At 33.7% G+C, this 20,661-nt stretch carries 18 protein-coding genes and 1 pseudogene; 9 read left to right on the top strand and 10 right to left on the bottom strand.

The genetic code is table 11. The annotated features are described in order from the left end of the window. Nucleotides 1-7: 7 nt before the first annotated feature. Genes rimM through M1L26_RS05810 form a run of 3 tightly spaced genes read left to right on the top strand, consistent with a single transcriptional unit; the run spans nucleotide 8 to nucleotide 1,827 of the window. Nucleotides 8-508 carry a ribosome maturation factor RimM gene (gene rimM / locus M1L26_RS05800; protein ID WP_250120127.1) on the top strand — a complete coding sequence of 167 codons (501 nt, stop codon included), beginning with the start codon at nucleotides 8-10 and terminating at the stop codon, nucleotides 506-508. A gap of 59 nt (nucleotides 509-567) precedes the next feature. After that, nucleotides 568-1,134, top strand: coding sequence for an elongation factor P (gene efp / locus M1L26_RS05805; RefSeq protein ID WP_211907535.1), 567 nt, complete (start codon nucleotides 568-570; stop codon nucleotides 1,132-1,134). Continuing rightward, nucleotides 1,135-1,827: an inositol monophosphatase family protein gene (locus tag M1L26_RS05810; protein WP_211907536.1), complete on the top strand. Its 693-nt coding sequence runs from the start codon at nucleotides 1,135-1,137 to the stop codon at nucleotides 1,825-1,827. 321 nt (nucleotides 1,828-2,148) lie between these two features. On the opposite strand, the gene hemA is transcribed toward M1L26_RS05810, so the two are convergent. The 8 genes from hemA to hflK form a co-directional block, all read right to left on the bottom strand. Further along, complete coding sequence (gene hemA / locus M1L26_RS05815) at nucleotides 2,149-3,345, bottom strand: 5-aminolevulinate synthase (protein WP_211908736.1); 1,197 nt, start codon at nucleotides 3,343-3,345, stop codon at nucleotides 2,149-2,151. A 64-nt stretch (nucleotides 3,346-3,409) separates the two neighbouring features. Beyond that, entirely contained in the window at nucleotides 3,410-4,501 is a 1,092-nt protein-coding gene (locus M1L26_RS05820; RefSeq protein ID WP_250120128.1) for an ankyrin repeat domain-containing protein, read from the bottom strand. After that, nucleotides 4,488-6,326 carry a group II intron reverse transcriptase/maturase gene (gene ltrA / locus M1L26_RS05825; RefSeq protein WP_250120129.1) on the bottom strand — a complete coding sequence of 613 codons (1,839 nt, stop codon included), beginning with the start codon at nucleotides 6,324-6,326 and terminating at the stop codon, nucleotides 4,488-4,490. The genes M1L26_RS05820 and ltrA overlap by 14 nt, the downstream gene beginning before the upstream one ends. Before the next feature lie 424 nt (nucleotides 6,327-6,750). Continuing rightward, nucleotides 6,751-7,659 (bottom strand): collagen-like protein, encoded by a 909-nt coding sequence (locus M1L26_RS05830; protein ID WP_250120130.1) that lies wholly within the window; start codon nucleotides 7,657-7,659, stop codon nucleotides 6,751-6,753. A gap of 4 nt (nucleotides 7,660-7,663) precedes the next feature. Then, on the bottom strand, nucleotides 7,664-10,162 hold the full coding sequence (locus tag M1L26_RS05835) for a collagen-like protein (RefSeq protein ID WP_250120131.1): 2,499 nt from the start codon (nucleotides 10,160-10,162) through the stop codon (nucleotides 7,664-7,666). A 372-nt stretch (nucleotides 10,163-10,534) separates the two neighbouring features. Further along, on the bottom strand, nucleotides 10,535-11,998 hold the full coding sequence (locus tag M1L26_RS05840) for a DegQ family serine endoprotease (RefSeq protein WP_250120132.1): 1,464 nt from the start codon (nucleotides 11,996-11,998) through the stop codon (nucleotides 10,535-10,537). A gap of 3 nt (nucleotides 11,999-12,001) precedes the next feature. Beyond that, nucleotides 12,002-12,874, bottom strand: coding sequence for a protease modulator HflC (gene hflC, locus M1L26_RS05845; protein WP_211907722.1), 873 nt, complete (start codon nucleotides 12,872-12,874; stop codon nucleotides 12,002-12,004). A gap of 2 nt (nucleotides 12,875-12,876) precedes the next feature. Beyond that, complete coding sequence (hflK, locus tag M1L26_RS05850; RefSeq protein WP_211907723.1) at nucleotides 12,877-13,902, bottom strand: FtsH protease activity modulator HflK; 1,026 nt, start codon at nucleotides 13,900-13,902, stop codon at nucleotides 12,877-12,879. Between the two features lie 427 nt (nucleotides 13,903-14,329). Between hflK and M1L26_RS05855 the strand changes: the two genes are divergently transcribed. The 3 genes and pseudogenes from M1L26_RS05855 (at nucleotide 14,330) to M1L26_RS05865 (ending at nucleotide 17,191) form a co-directional block, all read left to right on the top strand. Continuing rightward, nucleotides 14,330-15,655, top strand: coding sequence for an IS4 family transposase (locus M1L26_RS05855; protein WP_250120086.1), 1,326 nt, complete (start codon nucleotides 14,330-14,332; stop codon nucleotides 15,653-15,655). A 14-nt stretch (nucleotides 15,656-15,669) separates the two neighbouring features. Continuing rightward, nucleotides 15,670-15,882, top strand: a pseudogene (locus M1L26_RS05860) (insulinase family protein); the annotation flags it as partial. Beyond that, nucleotides 15,869-17,191 carry a M16 family metallopeptidase gene (locus M1L26_RS05865; protein WP_250120438.1) on the top strand — a complete coding sequence of 441 codons (1,323 nt, stop codon included), beginning with the start codon at nucleotides 15,869-15,871 and terminating at the stop codon, nucleotides 17,189-17,191. The pseudogene M1L26_RS05860 and the gene M1L26_RS05865, both read left to right, overlap by 14 nt. Here M1L26_RS05865 and purN read toward each other — a convergent pair. Next, complete coding sequence (gene purN / locus M1L26_RS05870) at nucleotides 17,185-17,751, bottom strand: phosphoribosylglycinamide formyltransferase (protein WP_010402201.1); 567 nt, start codon at nucleotides 17,749-17,751, stop codon at nucleotides 17,185-17,187. The genes M1L26_RS05865 and purN overlap by 7 nt on opposite strands. A gap of 266 nt (nucleotides 17,752-18,017) precedes the next feature. Here purN and M1L26_RS05875 point away from each other — a divergent pair, with 266 nt between their 5' ends. Next, nucleotides 18,018-18,434: a hypothetical protein gene (locus M1L26_RS05875; RefSeq protein ID WP_007301944.1), complete on the top strand. Its 417-nt coding sequence runs from the start codon at nucleotides 18,018-18,020 to the stop codon at nucleotides 18,432-18,434. Here M1L26_RS05875 and M1L26_RS05880 read toward each other — a convergent pair. Next, entirely contained in the window at nucleotides 18,427-18,948 is a 522-nt protein-coding gene (locus tag M1L26_RS05880; RefSeq protein ID WP_006015458.1) for a Na+/H+ antiporter subunit E, read from the bottom strand. The two genes, M1L26_RS05875 and M1L26_RS05880, sit on opposite strands and share 8 nt — an antisense overlap. A gap of 103 nt (nucleotides 18,949-19,051) precedes the next feature. Here M1L26_RS05880 and M1L26_RS05885 point away from each other — a divergent pair, with 103 nt between their 5' ends. Together M1L26_RS05885 and M1L26_RS05890 are read left to right on the top strand one after the other, a co-directional pair. Continuing rightward, nucleotides 19,052-19,264: a hypothetical protein gene (locus M1L26_RS05885; protein WP_250120133.1), complete on the top strand. Its 213-nt coding sequence runs from the start codon at nucleotides 19,052-19,054 to the stop codon at nucleotides 19,262-19,264. A gap of 65 nt (nucleotides 19,265-19,329) precedes the next feature. Next, nucleotides 19,330-20,655, top strand: coding sequence for an IS4 family transposase (locus tag M1L26_RS05890; RefSeq protein ID WP_250120086.1), 1,326 nt, complete (start codon nucleotides 19,330-19,332; stop codon nucleotides 20,653-20,655). Nucleotides 20,656-20,661 lie beyond the last annotated feature (6 nt).

Raw genomic sequence — 20,661 nt, forward strand, 5'->3', positions numbered from 1 at the left:
TATTAATATGAATATATGCCTCGGAATAATTACTTCTCCCCATGGAATCAAAGGAGCCGTCAAAATAAAAACCTTTACTGAAAAGCCCGAAAATATTTTCCTATATGGTGAACTAATAATCGGAAGTGAAAATTATAAAATAAGCTTGGTGTCTGTTGTCAGTAATAATTTAGTAATAGCAACAATTAGCGGTGTGAATTCCCGTAATGAAGCAAAGCTTTTAAGAAATAAAAAGTTATATATAGAAAGAGATAAGCTACCACAGTTAAATGATGAGGATGAATTTTACCAAGATGATCTTGTGAATATGGAAGTAAGACTAGAGAGTAATGAATTATATGGCTATGTGAAGTCTGTGAATAATTTCGGCTCGGGGGATATATTAGAAATTTTGGTTATCAGCACAAAAAAAAACATTATGTTATCTTTTACTAAAGAAGTATTTCCATACATCAACATGAAGGAAAGGTATATAGTAATCAACATGCCAGAATTCATTGGCCAATAAAAATTTTGATATTTGTATAAAGTTATTTATAATAATCAGACCAAATTAAAAGTGTAATTATGGCAGAAAGGGCTAATGATATCAGGCCAGGTCAGGTACTAGAACATAACGGTGGATTGTTTTTGGTTGTAAGTATTATGCATACTCAACCTGGTAAAGGTGGTGCATATATACAAGCTGAAATGAAAAATATCCAAACAGGAGCAAAGTACTATGAGAGGTTTCGCTCTGATGCAACAATCAGAAGGGCAATTTTAGATGAAGAGGAATATGTTTATCTCTTTACTGAAGGGAATATCGTAAATCTTATGCATCCAAGTAGTTACGAGCAGATTGTTATAAATTTAGACTTATTAGGGGAAAAGAAGGCTTATTTGCAAGATAATATGAAAATTAAAGTAGTAACTTATCAAGATAAAATAATTTCTGCACATGTGCCTGATCACGTTACACTAACTGTAAAAGAGACAGAGTCTGTTATCAAAGGTCAGACTGTTACTGCTTCTTATAAGCCTGCAATTTTGGAAAACGGAATACGTGTTAACGTGCCTCAATTTATAAAAGAAGGGGATAAAATTGTATTACATACTCTTGATAACAGCTATTACGAAAGAGTAAAAGAGTAAATGGCCATTTCATCACCACGAATCAATGTGATGCTTGATTCTGTACGCAGTGCCTCCAAGCAGCTTATACGTGATTTTAATGAATTGCAAATTTCAAGCGTTAAGTCAGCAGACTTTATCAATAAAACTTATTCGAAATCCAAGCAACTTATGTACGATTGCTTGAAAAACTACAACCAGAACTATGACTTTATTTTTGAAGACAATGTAGGCCAAGATCTAAAAGAAGGCAGTTATACTTGGTTTATTATGCCTATAGAAGGCAAGGAAAACCTTTTTAGTTGTATGGTTTATTTTGCAGTATCAGTTTGTCTCATTCATAAAAACAGAGTTGTAGCAGCTGTGATTGATGCTCCAGCCCTTAGAGAAACTTTCTGGGCAGAGGAAAAGAAAGGAGCTTTTCTTGAAGATTTCAAATCTCGCCATGTAAAAATGCGGATGAAAGCTCGTGAAGGGGGAATAATAGACATAAGTGGTAATTTGTTAAATAAATTACCACTTGACAATAATAATCTACGCTCCCTTGGCTCAACGGTACTAGGTTTTGCATATCTTGCTGCCGGAAGATACAATGGAATAATTTACTCTGGAATTAATAAATATAAAACTTCACTCGGTAGGCTTTTTCTGCAAGAAAGCGGTGGGAGATTAAGGGAAGATAACGCGCTTGTCATTGCTGGAGATATAAACTAAAGTTCATTCAAAAGAGCAAAAGTCACGTAGTGAAAATAATAAATGGTCTTACCTACCCCTCATTGCAGCAGGGTGGCAAAATAAGATAGACGAGAAAAGACAACTATAGGAACAAATAGGTGTCATTCCAGCACGTGACACTAGAATCCAGATTGTTTAGACTGGATCCTATGGTCAAGCCATAGGATGACAAAAGAGTAAACTTTACCTGTGTGAGCTATAGATCCCAGTGTTAGCTACTTTCATGATAAGAAATAAAGCACTGATTTTGTACATTAACTATGCTTTTAAATAGATACCTTATTCTTGGCAACTTTAAACTCAACAACAGACACAAACAGATAATTTCTCAAAAACTTTTACAAGAGATTTTGTTAAATGCTCTATCATTTCATTTGTATGGTAAGGCGTAGGAGTAATACGGAAGCGCTCAGTCCCCTTTGAAACTGTTGGGTAATTTATATGTTGTACATATATTCCATACTCATCAAATAACAATTTTGATGCTTTTTTGGACAACTCAGGATCGCCAATTATGATTGGAATTATATGAGTTTCTGTTTGCATAAAATTCACTCCTGCGTTTCTCAGTGAGTCTTTTACCTTTTCAACAGACTGCTTTTGCTTCTCTCTTTCAACATTGCTCGATTTTAAATGCTCAACGCTTGCCTTTGCTGCTGCTGCTAAAACGGGTGACATAGCAGTAGTAAAAATAAATCCTGGGGCTGAACTTCTTATTACATCCACCAAGCTCTTTGAAGACGCTATATATCCACCCATCACTCCAAAAGCCTTTGATAATGTACCCTGAATAACAGTTATTCTATCCATCAAACCTTCTCTTTCTGCAATTCCGCCACCGCGCGGTCCATACATGCCAACTGCGTGTACCTCATCCAAATAGGTAATTGCATTATACTGATCTGCTAGATCACATATCGCTTCAAGCGGTGCTACATCACCATCCATTGAGTATACAGATTCAAGTGCTATTATTTTCGGCGTTTTTATATCTATAGACTTTAGCAACTGCTCTAAGTGATCAACATCATTATGCCTAAATATGTGCTTCGGTCTTTTTCCTGATTTTATACCTTCTATCATTGAAGAATGGTTTTTCTCATCTGAAAAAATTACCACGCCCGGAATAACAGACGATAAAGTACTAAGTGTAGTTTGGTTGGCAAGATAGCCACAAGCAAAAGTTAAAGCAGCTTCTTTTTGATGCAAGTCAGCCAAAGACTTCTCGAGCTCAACAACTTCCTTTGTTGTACCTGATATATTTCTTGTTCCTCCAGCACCAACAGATGAATTTTGAATAGCAGCAATGACACTATCGTTTTGTGACATTCCCAGATAATTATTACTGCACCAGACAATAACCTCTCTATTTCTTTCATAATCCATAATATAGGGAAGTTTGCCAGGTAATGACGCAAAATGCGTGAATTCACGATAGCGCCCTTCTTCTTTTATATCTTTGATTTTATTTAAGAATATTTCTTCGTAGTCTACCAAGTTTTTATCTATTAACAACCAATATAATTATAATAAATTATTAAATGATAGACTACTATATTTATTACTTAGACTGACATTCTTCTGTCTGCATAACCTTTTTGACCTGATTATCCTCAACTAAGCTTTTAGGCCTATAGCAGTACGTAATTGTAGCTGCAATAAGACAACAAACTGCAACTGCTATTCCTATTGCTAACATTTCCAAGTAAACTGCAACAGCTGCTCCTAAGGCAATAACAGTTATTGCAAGCGCAGAAGCAGCTACGACATACTTTTTTGTGTTTTGTGGATCATTCTTTAAATTTCTTGGTACGGTTGCTGAATAGCCTAAAAATGACATAAATTCCAAAAATCCCTTATTTCCTCGTTTTTTTGCCATATCTAAAGAGCTTTCTTTCAAAAGAGTATCTAATGGTGTATTAATAATTGGATCATTTTCTAAATACGGGCTTGCACCATTGTCTAGTAGCAATTTTGCAGATTTTTTACGCCCTTCATTTATTTCTCGATTATAAGCTATAACATGCAACGCAGTACCAATATTATTGCTTTGCATATTAACATACCTTTCTTTATCTTCTGCTGCACTTATTAAAATAGCAACTACATCAGGATGGCCATTATCAGCAGCTAAGTGCAGTGCAGTTTCATCATTATTATTCTGTAAATAAAGATCTGCATTGTTTTGTAAAAGTAATTCCACCATTGCCGAATTACCTTCTGCAGAAGCGTACATCAAAGGAGTAAAGTTATACCGATCTTTAGCATCAACTGTTGCGCCACGATCTATTAGCAATTCCGCAACATCTAAATGTCCATAATACACTGCTTCATATAAAGGAGTTACTCCGCTGCCTGTACTACTCACTGAATTAACATTTGCACCGTTATCAAGTAAAAGCTTCACAAAATCTTTATGACCATTTCTAGCAGCTAAATGAAGTGCAGTGTCACCACCTACTTTTGTTTTTGATTTAATCTCAATATTTGCACCACATTCTAGTAAACGCCTGCCAAGCTCAACATTACCTTTTTGTGCTGCAACGTGTAAACGAATAAATCCATCATTATCATAATCTGTGAAACGTTCATTAATATCGTCTAGTAAACTTTCCCTACCGTTATCTAAGTGAGGAAAGTCACCTCTCCCCACTCGACTTCAAAACCGGACTTGATAGTTTCCCATCATCCGGCTTCTCTCTAATTTGGCGCTTTTCATGCATACTCCCATGTAATTCGTCGTGACAATGCCCATGCAACAAGGATAAATTTTTGCTCATATTATTACGTCTATTCCGGTCTTTATGGTGTATCTCTAGGATATCATCATTTTTGAACCAAAGTTGACATTGATCACATTTACCTTGTTGCAACTTCATTAATTTTATTACTCGTGGTGATTTTCCTGGAACTTTACTTAAGCGATTTGCCCAATATAACCAATCTCCGTCATATAAAGATCTAGATCCTTTCACTTTGATATGCCTTCTTATGGCATGATCTACGTGCCTAACAAGCAGTAAATTGTTATTCGTCATAAATCTCCAATTATCGTTATCTTTCTTTCGAAAGTATTTTCTCTTAATCCAATGCTTCCCTTTGTTACAGTGTCTAAAGACTGCCCATTTCCAAAGCTTTCCATGCATATCATGATCTAAAGAACTAAATACTTTATGTGACACTACCGAAGAGTAATACTGACTCCATCCTCTAATAACTGGATTAAGGTTTTTAATTACTGCTTCTTGAGGTGCTGCACGCATTTCTTTAAGTTTTTGCTTAATGATTTTAGCATGTTGTTTTATAGAGAGGCGACTTGGTTTAATTAATAATTTATAACCTTTCTTACTTTGTTTTGTTAAGTATTGTCGTATTGTGAACCCAAGAAAATCAAAACCTGGTATTTGTCCTCCATAAGTTTTTAACGTATGAGATATTTTTGTCTTTGATGGCTTTAACTCTAATCCAATGGTATTTAACCATCTTTCCGTTAGATTTTTTGCCTTAAAAACAATTTCCTCATTTTCATGGAGAATCACACAATCATCTGCATAAGTAATCACACTTAGTGATTGACCAGCATGTTTATGTGAAGCTTTACCATATTTTTTCTTTTGATAATCAAATAGTTCCTTTCTCAATGCCATTTTTAGGTAATATTCTAACCCATGTAGAGCTATACTTGCTAACAAAGGTGAAATAGTTCCGCCTTGTACTGTACCACTCTTTGTGGGTCTAAACGCTTTACCTTCCATAACTCCTGCTTTTAGCCACCTTTTTATAACTTTAGTTAATGTTGGTGTGGTGTTAAGCTTTTTTTGTAATGCATTATGGTTGATGTTATCAAAGCACCCTGAAATATCTGCATCCAGTAAAAATGCTGTTTTCTGTTTTAGTGCTATGAATATAGCTTCAATGGCATCATGACACGACCTACCAGACCTAAAACCATATGTGTTTGGCTCAAATTTTGCTTCCCACTCCGGTTCTATCACCATTTTTACAAGTGTTTGTTTTGCTCGATCTGATATTGTAGGAATACCAAGCGGGCGATACTCCGATGGCTTACCAGGTTTTGGAATCCAAACTCGTCTCGATGGTTTTGCTTTTTCTCTTATATCCAAAGAATATACTAATTGTAACCTTTCTTTTTGATTAAGATTCGCTTTTCCATCTATACCTGCAGTCTTTTTTCCTCTGTTATCCTGAGTTACCTTTCTAACAGCGAGCGTTCTTGCACTTGTTGATCTGAGTAACAATCTCTGAAGATTATGCATCTTTTTGATATCATTACATTGTGAAGCTCGGTAAATTCGTTTTTGTAGCTTAAATGAAGATTTCTCCAGCTTGCGCCAAGGAATTTCATTCCATTCATACCTAACATTTTGTTGGCTCATAACATATTCACTACTATTCACAACTTTACCTTCCAAACTACAGTGTCTACGTTTGCATATCCTAAACATTACCTTAGGCATTAGCTTCTTAGACAATCCCTCTACATAGGAGCATTCGGCTGGCTACCTTCTTAGTTATCCTTTTGAAAATAAAGAATAATAAGAGCTTCTATGTAGTTACTCCGTTCCATAAAATCGTTTCTCGTTAAACTTAGGCTCTTACTATCTGCCGGAAGATTGGAAGCATCTTAATCAGGAAAAGCCGATCCTAATTACCCGTTTCTTCATACCTTTTGGTATATGCGTATTCAACCTTATTTCGCATATTCGAATTAACGACAGTTCAAACATAAGTTTCTTTTCGTAGCCATATCTAACTCTTCTCGAGAGGATTTATCATAAGGTTTGATATTACTCCCTTTTGATCCATGCTTACACCATGAGAATTTGCCACTTTCTTAAGGTGTGGATCATGATTTTACCCAGATGCTATGGGAGATGGAATTTAACCATCACGACATTTATGACCTTCGGGCCGCACTACTTTATATTCGTCCTGTCCTACCGCAGGGTAAAAGAAATTTATTACTTGAGATATAAATGAAGTTGGTCTGCTTGCTCCGCTCGTCACTGATGATTTTTTAGTTTCCCTCCTTCTTCTGTGTGCACTACAAACTTGATCTGCAGGATTTGTTGTACAAAACATATCTCTTACGCTACTATGCAATGCTTCCGCATTTTCTGCGGATTGAAGTGCTTGATCAGCAGAATCTTCAGCTTCTCCTGTAAGATTCACTGTTTGATTGTGTAGTATTTTAACCTTATCTTCCGTATCTTTAGCTTGTTTGGCAAAACCTTCTGAAGCATTTTTAGCTGCCTCTGCTGCTTTTTTAGCATCCAGAGTTTCATTTTTTGCTTTTCTTATCTCACGTAAAAACTGATCAGCTAATGTAGCACCTATTCCATCTTCTCCCTTGGAACCTGGCAATCCATTCGCACCTGGTTCTCCTTTTTCACCTTTAGAACCTATCTCTCCTTTCTCACCCATATCACCTTTTATTCCCATGGCTCCGTCTAATCCTTTAGGACCAATATCTCCCTTTGTTCCATTTATACCTGGCTCACCTTTTATGCCTTTAGGACCAATATCTCCTTTTTCTCCCTTTGGACCTTGGACTTCTCCTGGATTTTTCCTTAGTTCTTCTGCAATGCTTTGTGTTAGCTCGGTATTATTTGCAAGGTTTTCTACTAATGTATGATTAGCATCACTTAGTAACACATCTGCTAGCTCTTCCATTCTGTTATCAGCTAATGCAATGGCTATTCCTGTTTGAATATCTTGATTACTAATAATTCTTCCTGCAACTTGCTTCTCTAATACTAAATCTCCGCCTTGGTCACGATATTCAAGCACCTGATTAGCAATAGTGCCTATTAATTAATTTTTGTGCAACTTCTTCAGGACTTGCATCTCTACCTTTATCACCTTTAGACCCAGTATCTCCTTTGTCACCTTTAGAACCTATCTTTCCTTTCTCACCCATATCACCTTTTATTCCCATGGCTCCGTCTAATCCTTTAGGACCAATATCTCCCTTTGTTCCATTTATACCTGGCTCACCTTTTATGCCTGGCTCTCCCTTAGGACCTTGTGCACCTGGCAATCCATCTGTTCCAGTATCTCCTTTATCACCTTTAGAACCAGTATCTCCTTTGGGACCTTTTATCTTTCCTGGATTTTGTCTCAACTCTTCTGCTATTCCTTCACGTAAGACTGGATCATTTACCAGCACTTTTTTATCTTGATCATCTTTTGCTTCTAGTACTGCTCTTCCTAATTCACCTACTTTTTGAGTGTCAAAGAACTGATGAACAATATTTTCAACTATTGTTTTTGCTGCATTCACATCGCCTTTTAATTTGGCATACTCAAGCAAATACTCAACTAATTTTTCCTTGTCTATTTCTTGCTTCACGATTTCTAGAGCCTTTGGCTGCTTATTTAAATCACTATGAAGCAGAAGATACTTAGCAAGTGCCCAATCGCTCACCTTACCTTTTATAAGATTGTGAGCTTCTATCTCGCTCATACTGCTTCTATCAACAAGTAGTTTAGCAAGCTTTTCTGCAAATTTTTCATATTTTTGGAAGGCTATAGGATCGGGATTATTTTTCTTTGTGGCATCGCTTGTTATCTTACTCACAGTATCTTTTATAATGTTTTTTGCTTCCTCTAAAGAAAGTTTACTTACTACTCCTTCAGTAAGTTTTGCTACATCAATTTTATTCACAAGTTCCTGCGAATTAAGATTAATTTTACCGGCAATCTGAGTTGCAAGATTTTCACCTTTGATACCATTTGCGTTAAGAACTGCTTCTCCTAGCTCAGCTTTTTTACTGGTAACTAATTCAGTTGCAATTTCTATAGCACTTGAGGCATCTCCCTTCTCACCTTTTGAGCCAGTATCTCCTTTAGAACCTTCTGGACCAGGAAAACCTCGGTCACCCTCATTACCTTTGGAACCTTGTTCGCCCTTTAACCCCCGTTCACCGTTACGACCTGGTTCGCCCTTTTGGCCTGGAGGACCTTGTACGCCTTTAACTAACGCTTTTAAAGAATCTTCTCGCTTTACACGCTCACCAAAAAAATGTGCTATTCTTTCTGAAAATCCCATGGAATTAAGCTTATCTTCTTCCATTATAGCTGCTGCTAAAGGATATAGATGGGCTCTGTTAGAAGAAAATTCGGTAACAACTTGATTAATACTTGGAGTTATTCCATTAGTGCCTTGATTTCCTTTTTCTCCTTTAGGTCCTTGATCGCCTTTTGATCCATGCGCACCTGACGATCCAGTATCTCCCTTGTTACCTTGAGGACCAGGCGCTCCATCGAAGCCTCTATCACCTTTTTGTCCCCTTTCACCTGGCTCACCTTTAGGACCTTGTACACCAGTACGTTCTAATCTTTCAATTTTGCGTTTTAAAAGTTTAATTTCTGTTTCTAAATTTATATGTTCTTGAATATTCACATCAACCTCCAAAAAGTTATCAAAATTTTCTAAGTTATAATAATAAGGATATGGACCTGGTCTATTGTCGTGCTCATACCCAAAAGAATTAGGGTTAAAATTATAAAAATTTTTGCATGTGCTATTTTCATACGATATGCAACCAACATAATTATTGCCTAACTTTTTTACTGCGAAATAGGTATCTTGTGCTTTCAAGCTCTCCATTTCATGAAAAGGGAATAACTCGAATGTATTGCTTATACGAGTAAATGCTGAATTGATATCATTCAATATGCCAACTTTTCTACCAATTGAATCATATACCTGAGCGCTCCTATATAATTTGTATATATTTCTTGATTCTTTAAACAAATAGTCTCCTATTTTTATTTCGAGTCTTTTATCAGGTGAACTTTTAAGATCTTCCAAAATAAAACTGACATTTTTGCTACTAATTATGTCTTTTGGATCTATTAAAACTTTCCTGTTTTCTAGCCGTTCATAATAAATACTACAGCTTTCACGATTATATGTGTTAACATAGAAACCATATGTGTAATTCTGAGGTATAAGATCAATAGTAGCGATGATATTAGCTTTGCCATCATAGTAATAATAATAAGGTTTATCAGAGGTAGTAACTAAAGCGAATTTGTAATCATTTCCTACCCTTTCTAGCTTTAATTGTGGCCATTCAGATAAGTCGTTTAGTATACTTGCCACGTCATGCTTCAAATCCCAAATGTGAAAACTCAGATCAATATTGGTGTCGATGATAATGTAAGATACACTAGGCAGGCTAAATGTTGTTTTGTTATTTAATCTTATTTGTGCAGGTATCCTACGACCAGTTCTATTATTACAATCTTTTTGTAGGATACCTTCCTTTTCTAGTTTAAAACGCATCTCCACCTCCCTTTGCGATTAGATATAATTAATTTATGGGTATTAATTATTGATTAATAATGATGATCAGTAAATATAATTATATTTTACACTAATTTAATTATAAATTAACTTGTGAAAGAAAGTTATTTTTTTACAACTGAGCGTAAAAATGCTTTATATTATCGAATTTCTTACCACTCCAGCTCTTTCATCTTATAGATGATGTTGTTCCAGTGCTTGATACTGAAATCTAGTTCTTCCATAATCTCGTTGGAAACGTTTTCAGTATAGGGATAAATTTTATTAATCTACATAAAAGCCCTCACCCTTAGGGTAAAGAAGCTAGTTAAATTTGTCAAGCAATTTTTTCATGACCAGCTAGATAAATAGCTACTTCTTCAATTTGATTGAAGTAAAAAACTGGTTTCCATTGCGGTAAATAAGCAACATTACTGAATCTTTGCCGTCTTTCTTTACTGCTGAATCAATTTGTTTTTGAAAATCATTAGTATTTTCAATATCGATTCCATCTAGTTGAATAATTATATCACCTTTCTTAATAGCACGTAGTGTAGAATTACTACTACTATCTACACTAGTAACTACTACACCCTTTGTGGGTGCATTGTTTTTTAGTTCTTTTGGCAAATTTGAAACGGTTAAACCACTTATATAACTAGATGTTGATTTATTTTCTTCTTGATTATTACCTGAATCATCGTTTGCAGATTCCTCGATTGCAACCTTGATATTGACTTCTTTACCTTTTCTAAGTAACTTAACCTGTACTTTCTTTCCGGGCTCAGTTCGTGAAACCATATGAGGTAATTGCGTCATTCTATCAATTTTTTTGCCGTCAAACTCTAATAGTATATCACCTACTTTGATTCCTCCTTTCTCTGCAGGACTGCCCTTTACTACGCTTGCAACTAATGCACCTTTGATATCTTTTAAACTCAAGGATTCAGCAAATTCTTTTGTTATAGGCTGAACTTGCACGCCAAGCCAACCATGTTTTATTTTTTTACCACTTTTTAATGTGTCAATAATTGAAATAGCTAGATTAGATGGTATAGCAAAGCCTATACCCACGTTACCGCCAGACTCAGATGGGGAATAAATAGCAGTATTAATACCTATAACTTTTCCATTTAGATGAAATAGTGGTCCCCCTGAGTTACCTCTATTAATTGCAGCATCAGTTTGAATAAATTCATTCATAGTACCAATACTAATGTCTCTAGATCTTGCAGACACAATCCCTGTACTTACAGAGCCACCCAAACCAAAAGGGTTGCCTATTGCAATAACTGTATCACCAACTCTTGCTTTGTCAGAATTACCAAATTCAACACAAGGAAGATCTTTATCAGAATTAATCTTAAGCACAGCAAGATCAGTTTTTGCATCATAGCCTAAAACTTCTGCTTTGAAATAAGTATTATCGTTCATAGTAACTGTAATATCTTGGGCATTTTTAATAACGTGATAGTTGGTTACTATGGTTCCACTTTTATCTATAATAAATCCAGACCCAAGTAACGTCACTTCTCTATTAATGCTAGGAGCTCTATCGAAAAATTGATCAAAATGCTCGAAAAATTCTCTAAAGTCATCAAAGAAATTATTTCTTGGCGTAAAGGGAATTTTAGTTCTACTGTTATTTTCTTGCTTAACTATTTGCTCACTTGAAATATTTACAACTGCGGGAATAAGTTCTTCCACTATATCAGCAAGCCCTTTATTACAACTACATACAGGATCTGCAACTGTTTTTGCAAACAGATTAGCATATGAAGAAAATGAAATTAAAAAATATGCAAATATAGATAAAATAAATGCTTTACTTTTCATAAACTATTTCCATCCCTTGTTCAAAATATCTAAGAAATTATTATTTGGTGAAAGCACAAATTTAGTATTACCCTCAGCAAATGATTTACTGTAAGCTTTCATAGAGCGATAAAAGTTAAAAAACTCTTCATCAACCTTGAATGCCTCATTATAGATTCTAGTTGCTTCAGCATAACCACGGCCTCTTATTTCATGTGATTCTTTTACTGCACTAGAGACAATTCCCCTTTTTAATTTATCAGCTTTTGATCTAATTTCTTGTCCAGCTTGTTCTCCTTCTGCTCTAATTTCTTTTGCTTCCTTTTCTCTTTCAGTTTGCATGCGGCGGAATATTGCAGAACTATTTTCTTCTGGTAGATCTGCTCTCTTAATTCTTACATCTATTATCTCTATGCCAAATTTTCCAGCTTCAGAATAAACTCCACGTTGAATTAATTGCATCACTTCTGATCTCTTTTCATTCAACAAACTAATTAATGAAAATCTTCCTATATTCTCCCTTATGTGAGCTTCTATGACAGGATATAATCTTCTAACTAGCCCTGATTCATTTTTCACAGTTTGATAAAAAGTAATAGGATCTATTATTTTATATTTTGCATAAGCATCTACTATAATACGCTTTTGATCTGCAGTTATCACTTCCCTTGGAGTTTTATCAGGACTTAAATCTAAAATTCTCTTATCAAGAAATTCTACGTTATTTATAAATGGCAATTTAAAATATAAACCACTGTCCCTAACATCTTTTACGACTTTACCGAGTTGTATAACTATTGCTTGTTTTGTTTCTTGAACAACGAAGATTGAATTAGATAATGCAATCAATAACACAACAAATACAAAAGCAAAAACAATTTTAATATTACTACTCATGACTATTTTCCTAGATTTGTAAGGGGTAAATAAGAGAACATACCTTTCAGATCGTCTGTTATAACAAACTTATCTACCTTGCTAAAAATATTTTCCATAGTTTCAAGATAGATACGGTTCTTAACAAGAGAAGGATTTTGTCTATATTCTTCATGAAGAGATAAAAAGCGATTTGCATTACCTTTTGCTTCATTTATTATTTCATTCTCGTATGCTTCTGCATCTAATTTTATCTTTATTGCTTCACCTTTTGCACGAGGTATAATATCATTACTGTAAGCGTATGCTTCGTTTATGGTACGCTCCTTATCTGCGCGAGCACTTTGTACATCCCTAAATGAGCTAATCACCTTTTCTGGTGGATCAATTTTTTTCATTTGAACGGATAAAATCTCTATACCCATTTGATATCCATCAAGAATCTGTTGCAATAAAATTCTAGTATCTCTGGAAATTTCAGCCCTGCCTTGACCTTCGAGTGCAAAAGAGATCGTATTCTTACCTATTATTTCTCTCATAGCACTTTCAGCAGCATTTTTAACGCTAAAACCAGGTTTATAATCCCGTACTTTGAATAAATAATCTTTAGCATCCCTGACTCTCCATTGGACCTCAAAGTTAACGTTGACTATGTTCTCATCTCCGGTAAGCATCACTCCTTCACCACGATCTGTATCTCGCCCATAAGAGCTGCTTATCCCAATTTCTTCACGATTTACTTCTTTAACGTTCACTTTAAAAACCTTGCCAATAGGGTAGGGGAAGTGATAACGCAAACCAGATGTTTCTGTATTGGAATATTTGCCAAAAGTAAGTTCTATACCTTCCTCACTCGGATGGACAATATAGAAACCAGTACAAAAATAAAACAACAAAACAATGAAAATGATGAAATAAAGTTTTTTCCCTCTATTTCTGGTTAAGCCATTAAAAAAGCATCTTATATCAGACACAGCTTTACTTAAAATATCTTCATTACCTGGACCTGACGGTTTCTTTCCAAGATTCCAAGGATTACGCTCATCCATAAAAATTATTAATTGTATAACTAATACGCTGATATTACTTAATCTTATCAAAAAATGCAAAACTATTTTGTTTACAAATTAATGATCAGATTGAAGGATGTGATCATACACTTCCTTTTTTTCTATATGTTATGGTCAATTCTACAGAATTTCTAGCTTTTTTTGAATTCTTTATTGTCGTTTTTGATAAGTATCGTTAGTTGTATATTAATTATTAACATAAAAGACAATGCCTGGGATTTAGGAAACTTAATTTTAATCAAGTAGCTGCATAATAAATCATTGTCAAGTGATGGAATGACATTATCTACTATGCAAATTACAATGTTCAAACAATCATACGCGTCAAGTTAAGGAAATAAAGGTATGAAAGAGATAGAATAATAAGGTATAAGTTCTCCCAGATATACTTTTAGTGAGAGAACCAATGAATAAAATAACTTGCTTATCAAAAAAGCTCAAAGAATTTTTTAATGAAAAAGCAGAGAAAATCTCAATTACAACAAGGTTTATAAAAAGAAAGAGAAAGCTAAAAGGTTCATCATTCGTAAAAGCCATGGTCTTGGGTAATATAGGAGTTGATAATTGTAGCGTAGAAACAATGTGTCAATTACTAAACGAGGACTCGATAGATATAACAAAACAAGGTTTGGATTTTAGATTTACTGAAGAAGCAGTGGAATTTATGAAAAGGATGTATAATGAATCTGTGATTCTCTTTAAAAATATCTTGCAAGTTGATTGCAAAATCTTACAGCAATTTAATAGTGTTAAATTATTGGACAGTAGCTATATTACTCTACCTAACAGTATGGAAGAGATGTATAAAGGTTATGGTACTAGCTACAGTGGCTATGAAAGCAATACTAAGTCTGGAATAAAGTTACAATTAGTTTTCGACTACATGAATCAGATAATAGACCAACTTAATTTAACGGAGGGGGTAAGATCAGACCAGGGATATAGGAAACATTTAAGTAATATATTAAGCAATGATTTGCTAATATCTGATCTCGGTTATTTTGTGCCAAGTTCTTTTAAACAAATCAATGAAATAGGAGCTTATTTCATAAGTCGTTATAAATCTGATACCAACATATATGATGTAGAAACAAATCAAAAAATGGAGTTATTAGAATGTTTAGAGGATAAGTTATTTTTAGAAAACGAGGTATTGTTAGGAAAAGAAGCAAAAATTAGAGTAAGAATTATATGTCAGAAACTAACTGAAGAACAGTCTATGGCCAGAAGAAGGAAAGCTAATAGATTAGCAAGATCGCAGGGATATACATCCTCTAAAAGAAATCAAAAATTGTTGAACTGGTCAATATTTATAACTAATGTTCCAGAAAATAAAATTAGTGCTGAGCAAGTATTAACGATTTACAGAGTAAGGTGGCAAATTGAGTTATTATTTAAATTGTATAAAAGCTATATCAGGCTTGATAAGCTAAAAGGAAAGCCATGCAGAGTATTATGTGAACTATATGCTAAATTGTGCGCAATTCTTATATTTCACGGCATAGTTGGTTGCACAGAAGTGAAAAAGAATACAGAACTTAGCTTAACAAAGGCATTTATTGAGCTAAAAAGGCGGGTTAGAGAGTTATTTTTAGTATTAACCAAAATTAATAGTTTAAAAGCATTTCTTAAAAAACTCACTATAACTTGGTCGCTATTTTCATTAAAAGACAAACGTAGAAGGGCTAGAGTATCCACTTTAACCTCTCTAAATTTGCTCACAATCTCTTAACTTGACGCGTATGGTTTGATAATCTATCTGATTTAACTAGTGTAGCAATGTTTTATATACCACGTCTAGCACTAGGTATCCCACTTGATGAAATAGACATTTCACATAGCAAAATTAATGATGTCAATCTGAAAGATGTAAATCACAAAATTCGTACTATTTTTTCTACTAATAAATTAGTCGGCCGTTTGTTACCAAAAGGAGGTAATGATGATGAGAATAAGTAAGCTTGTATTTCTACTTTTTTTCTGTCTGGTCTTTAATTTGCAGGCGAGCAGCTACCTAAATATAGAGGAGGTTACTACTAATAAAGGGCTTAAGTTTTTGTTTATTGAAAACCGTGATCTACCAAAAGTTTCACTCAATATATCATTCAAAGATGCAGGTTACGTGTATGAAAGTGCAGAAAAGCAGGGGCTTGCTTGGTTTACTTCTCTTGTAATTCAAGAAGGAGCAGGAAAAAATGATGCCAAAGATTTTGTAAAAAAGCTTGAGGATAAAGGAATTAGTTTAAATTTTACTGCTGGTTTAGAAGCATTTAGGGTTTCATTAAACACTTTATCTGAGAATCTAGAGGATGCAATTTCACTACTAAGTGATGCTATAATGCGTCCTAAAGTTGATCCTGAAGGATTGAATAGAGTTTTTGAAAAAGCCAAAGTAAACTTTAATAATTTTGAAAAAGATCCTTATTTTATTGCTGCAAAAGAGTTGGATACGTTGTTGTTCAAAAAACATCCTTACTCAAGAGATCCATATGGAACTCTAGACACTATAATGAGCATTACTAGAGACGATGTTTTAACATACATAAAGCGTAGTTTTACTAAGGATAATATCGTTATTAGTATTGTTGGTTGTGCAACAAAAGAAGAAGTTAGTACGCTGCTCGATAAATATTTATCTAAGTTACCATCAAAAAGATCGAAAGTTAGGAAGGTATCTGTAAAAAATGAATTTGGGCCTGCAGAAAGTAAGAGCGTTTTTATGGATATACCACAGAGTGTAATACTTTTTGCTCAAAAAGGCATAGCATATGAAGACCCTAATTACTATAATGCTAGTGTTTTGATTAATGCGCTTGGTAGTATGAGTCTAAACTCAATACTGATGAAAGAGTTGAGACAAAATCTAGGTATTACTTATGGTGTTAGTGCACGTAATGTTCCTAATAAGCATGGAAATATTATATCTGGATTTATGAGTACTGATAGTTCCACTGCTAGCAAAGCTATATCAGCAGTAAAAGATACATTTAGCAGAATAAAAGAGGAAGGAATTGACGAACAATTATTCAAGGATGCAAAAACCAGTTTAGTAAATAACCTTATCTTCTCTTTTCTATCCAATAATGCGAATATAGCAACGTTACTGGATAGTATGCAGATAGATGATCGTGATATTAACCATATAAATAATTATGCAAATATCATTAATGATGTTCAATTGGAAAAAGTAAACAAGCTGGCAAGTTCTTTACTGAATCCTGAAAATTTATTTTTTGTTGAAGTTGGAAGAAACGCTCAAGGTCAATAGTTAATACCTTCTGCTATTGATCTTACTGCTTTTACATAACACTTATGCTCTTCAGCTAGAATGCGCTCTGAGAGACTGTGAACATCATCATTTGGTAACACTGGAACAGTAGCTTGAGCGATTATGGCTCCAGCATCAATTTCAGGAGTAACATAATGCACAGTACATCCTGTAATTTTTACACCCGCTTTCAGAGCTTGCTCCTGAGCATTTAGGCCCTTAAATGACGGAAGTAAAGAGGGATGGATATTTATAACTTTGTTATGCCATTTATTCAGGAAATTGGCCTTTATAATTCTCATAAACCCTGCAAGGCAAATTAAATCAACCTTATGTTGAACAAGTATTTCATGAATTTTATCAGTATCAAGTGGCTTATCTTCAACAACAAACGCTGAAACTCCTGCTTGCTTTGCTATTTTAAGGCCTCCAGCTTCACTATTATTTGTGATAACACACACAGTTTCAGCAGGGAAATTCTGATCTTGACATGCTTCTATTAAAGCCTGCATGTTTGATCCTCTACCTGAAATTAGTATTCCGAGTTTTATCTTTTTCATTTTAGTGCAGACGTAAGAATGGATATTAATAAAATAGCTCAAAAGGAAAGTTTATTTTAGAATAAATACTATTGTGTAGCAATATTTTACACTGCTGGATAATATGGAATTAAAGAAATCATTCAGTTTGAAGTAACTTTAACATTTAATTTTAGGAATATTATACAATTTATGGTAAATAAATGCATATTTTTATGGCTGTGTTATTATTTATTTAACAAAGTATTAGTATAATTTACTACACTGAATTAAATGGAGAAAATTCAATGAATAAATTACCAAGCAATGCAAAAACAAGCAAGTCTCAGGTTACTCAGTGGGAGGTAATAAAAAATTGTGAATATTCTGATAATTGTTTATCAAAAGTAGTAACTTTATACGTCATTAAAATGGCAGAATTATCAGATATTTATACGAGTAATGAACCTGAAATTAATACTATACTTACAAGAATAAGCATAACAAGTGAAAATGCATTTTTAAATAAGGTTGTTGATATTGAAATTATGGAGGGCATTTTTCCGTACAAATTCAACAGCAAGAAGAAAAATAACATATCAAGGCTAGAAGATTTGTACAATTATTTATGTTCTACTGTTATTGATAGCCTTCCAAAAGAAATGCTTGAGAGCTTAAGAAGAGAATACAGAGACGCTGTTAACTTATTTAAAGCAATTACTTAACTAGGTGTAGCATTTTTAAGACTTTACCTTCTATTTCAGAAATGCCACTTTCAAGATCTTTATCTATCAAACATATGGTAGATAAATATGTTTTCTGCTTCTTTTCAACATTGATAGTTAAAGTTCCAGGAGTAATCGTAACCGAGTTAGCAAATAATGCAATGGTCTTATCATTATGTCCTATGCATTCTCTTACAATAACAATTGGCTCAACTGTAGATTTGAATCGTAGCACCTTTTTTGTTACATAAATACTTGAAAAAATAATTTGGTAAATTAGCCAAGGTATATAACTTATAAGCTGATAAAGTGACAGCCTACCACTATCATTTAGAATTTGACTAAGGGCACTTTCAGCATCAATTAACCTTTTAAAGATAATCAATGTGAACACAGAAGAAAATACTCCACAGAGAATAAAAAAAGGCTCAAAATAACCAGACAATGTAATCCATAGAGAAGACAAAATCACAAATGATAGAGAAAAAAACTTAATATTTTGCCTGACTTTCATGATTTGGAGTATAACTTAAATGATTTTTTAGGAAAATAAAAAGTTCTTGATTTTTGTGTCAAAGAACATAATAACCAAGTTATTTTAATAAGTAGTGGAGATTATGACGCTTGATGATTTTCTAAAAATGCTTGAAGAAATAAATGATACTTCAGGTTTAAGCAAGAACAACATAGTTGAACGAATAAAAATAAAATTAGAAAGAATTGATTTACGGAGGTGGAAAGATAGTGGATTTAATATCAATCATATATTCACTACACATAGTGATCTAGATCCTGTAGAAACTACCATACGCGTCAAGTTAAGGAAATAAAGGTATGAAAGAGATAGAATAATAAGGTATAAGTTCTCCCAGATATACTTTTAGTGAGAGAACCAATGAATAAAATAACTTGCTTATCAAAAAAGCTCAAAGAATTTTTTAATGAAAAAGCAGAGAAAATCTCAATTACAACAAGGTTTATAAAAAGAAAGAGAAAGCTAAAAGGTTCATCATTCGTAAAAGCCATGGTCTTGGGTAATATAGGAGTTGATAATTGTAGCGTAGAAACAATGTGTCAATTACTAAACGAGGACTCGATAGATATAACAAAACAAGGTTTGGATTTTAGATTTACTGAAGAAGCAGTGGAATTTATGAAAAGGATGTATAATGAATCTGTGATTCTCTTTAAAAATATCTTGCAAGTTGATTGCAAAATCTTACAGCAATTTAATAGTGTTAAATTATTGGACAGTAGCTATATTACTCTACCTAACAGTATGGAAGAGATGTATAAAGGTTATGGTACTAGCTACAGTGGCTATGAAAGCAATACTAAGTCTGGAATAAAGTTACAATTAGTTTTCGACTACATGAATCAGATAATAGACCAACTTAATTTAACGGAGGGGGTAAGATCAGACCAGGGATATAGGAAACATTTAAGTAATATATTAAGCAATGATTTGCTAATATCTGATCTCGGTTATTTTGTGCCAAGTTCTTTTAAACAAATCAATGAAATAGGAGCTTATTTCATAAGTCGTTATAAATCTGATACCAACATATATGATGTAGAAACAAATCAAAAAATGGAGTTATTAGAATGTTTAGAGGATAAGTTATTTTTAGAAAACGAGGTATTGTTAGGAAAAGAAGCAAAAATTAGAGTAAGAATTATATGTCAGAAACTAACTGAAGAACAGTCTATGGCCAGAAGAAGGAAAGCTAATAGATTAGCAAGATCGCAGGGATATACATCCTCTAAAAGAAATCAAAAATTGTTGAACTGGTCAATATTTATAACTAATGTTCCAGAAAATAAAATTAGTGCTGAGCAAGTATTAACGATTTACAGAGTAAGGTGGCAAATTGAGTTATTATTTAAATTGTATAAAAGCTATATCAGGCTTGATAAGCTAAAAGGAAAGCCATGCAGAGTATTATGTGAACTATATGCTAAATTGTGCGCAATTCTTATATTTCACGGCATAGTTGGTTGCACAGAAGTGAAAAAGAATACAGAACTTAGCTTAACAAAGGCATTTATTGAGCTAAAAAGGCGGGTTAGAGAGTTATTTTTAGTATTAACCAAAATTAATAGTTTAAAAGCATTTCTTAAAAAACTCACTATAACTTGGTCGCTATTTTCATTAAAAGACAAACGTAGAAGGGCTAGAGTATCCACTTTAACCTCTCTAAATTTGCTCACAATCTCTTAACTTGAC

This window comes from Wolbachia endosymbiont of Ostrinia scapulalis (assembly GCF_023559145.1).
Lineage (GTDB): Bacteria > Pseudomonadota > Alphaproteobacteria > Rickettsiales > Anaplasmataceae > Wolbachia.

What these genes read in the sequence shown, in the direction of transcription:
- M1L26_RS05880 (WP_006015458.1), bottom strand. Translation starts at nt 18,948, where the DNA reads ATGAAAGTCAGGCAAAATATTAAGTTTTTTTCTCTATCATTTGTGATT.
- purN (WP_010402201.1), bottom strand. Translation starts at nt 17,751, where the DNA reads ATGAAAAAGATAAAACTCGGAATACTAATTTCAGGTAGAGGATCAAAC.
- efp (WP_211907535.1), top strand. Translation starts at nt 568, where the DNA reads ATGGCAGAAAGGGCTAATGATATCAGGCCAGGTCAGGTACTAGAACAT.
- M1L26_RS05810 (WP_211907536.1), top strand. Translation starts at nt 1,135, where the DNA reads ATGGCCATTTCATCACCACGAATCAATGTGATGCTTGATTCTGTACGC.
- M1L26_RS05835 (WP_250120131.1), bottom strand. Translation starts at nt 10,162, where the DNA reads ATGCGTTTTAAACTAGAAAAGGAAGGTATCCTACAAAAAGATTGTAAT.
- hflC (WP_211907722.1), bottom strand. Translation starts at nt 12,874, where the DNA reads ATGAGTAGTAATATTAAAATTGTTTTTGCTTTTGTATTTGTTGTGTTA.
- rimM (WP_250120127.1), top strand. Translation starts at nt 8, where the DNA reads ATGAATATATGCCTCGGAATAATTACTTCTCCCCATGGAATCAAAGGA.
- ltrA (WP_250120129.1), bottom strand. Translation starts at nt 6,326, where the DNA reads ATGCCTAAGGTAATGTTTAGGATATGCAAACGTAGACACTGTAGTTTG.
- M1L26_RS05875 (WP_007301944.1), top strand. Translation starts at nt 18,018, where the DNA reads ATGAATAAATTACCAAGCAATGCAAAAACAAGCAAGTCTCAGGTTACT.
- hflK (WP_211907723.1), bottom strand. Translation starts at nt 13,902, where the DNA reads ATGGATGAGCGTAATCCTTGGAATCTTGGAAAGAAACCGTCAGGTCCA.
- M1L26_RS05840 (WP_250120132.1), bottom strand. Translation starts at nt 11,998, where the DNA reads ATGAAAAGTAAAGCATTTATTTTATCTATATTTGCATATTTTTTAATT.
- M1L26_RS05885 (WP_250120133.1), top strand. Translation starts at nt 19,052, where the DNA reads ATGACGCTTGATGATTTTCTAAAAATGCTTGAAGAAATAAATGATACT.
- M1L26_RS05855 (WP_250120086.1), top strand. Translation starts at nt 14,330, where the DNA reads ATGAATAAAATAACTTGCTTATCAAAAAAGCTCAAAGAATTTTTTAAT.
- M1L26_RS05865 (WP_250120438.1), top strand. Translation starts at nt 15,869, where the DNA reads ATGAGAATAAGTAAGCTTGTATTTCTACTTTTTTTCTGTCTGGTCTTT.
- M1L26_RS05890 (WP_250120086.1), top strand. Translation starts at nt 19,330, where the DNA reads ATGAATAAAATAACTTGCTTATCAAAAAAGCTCAAAGAATTTTTTAAT.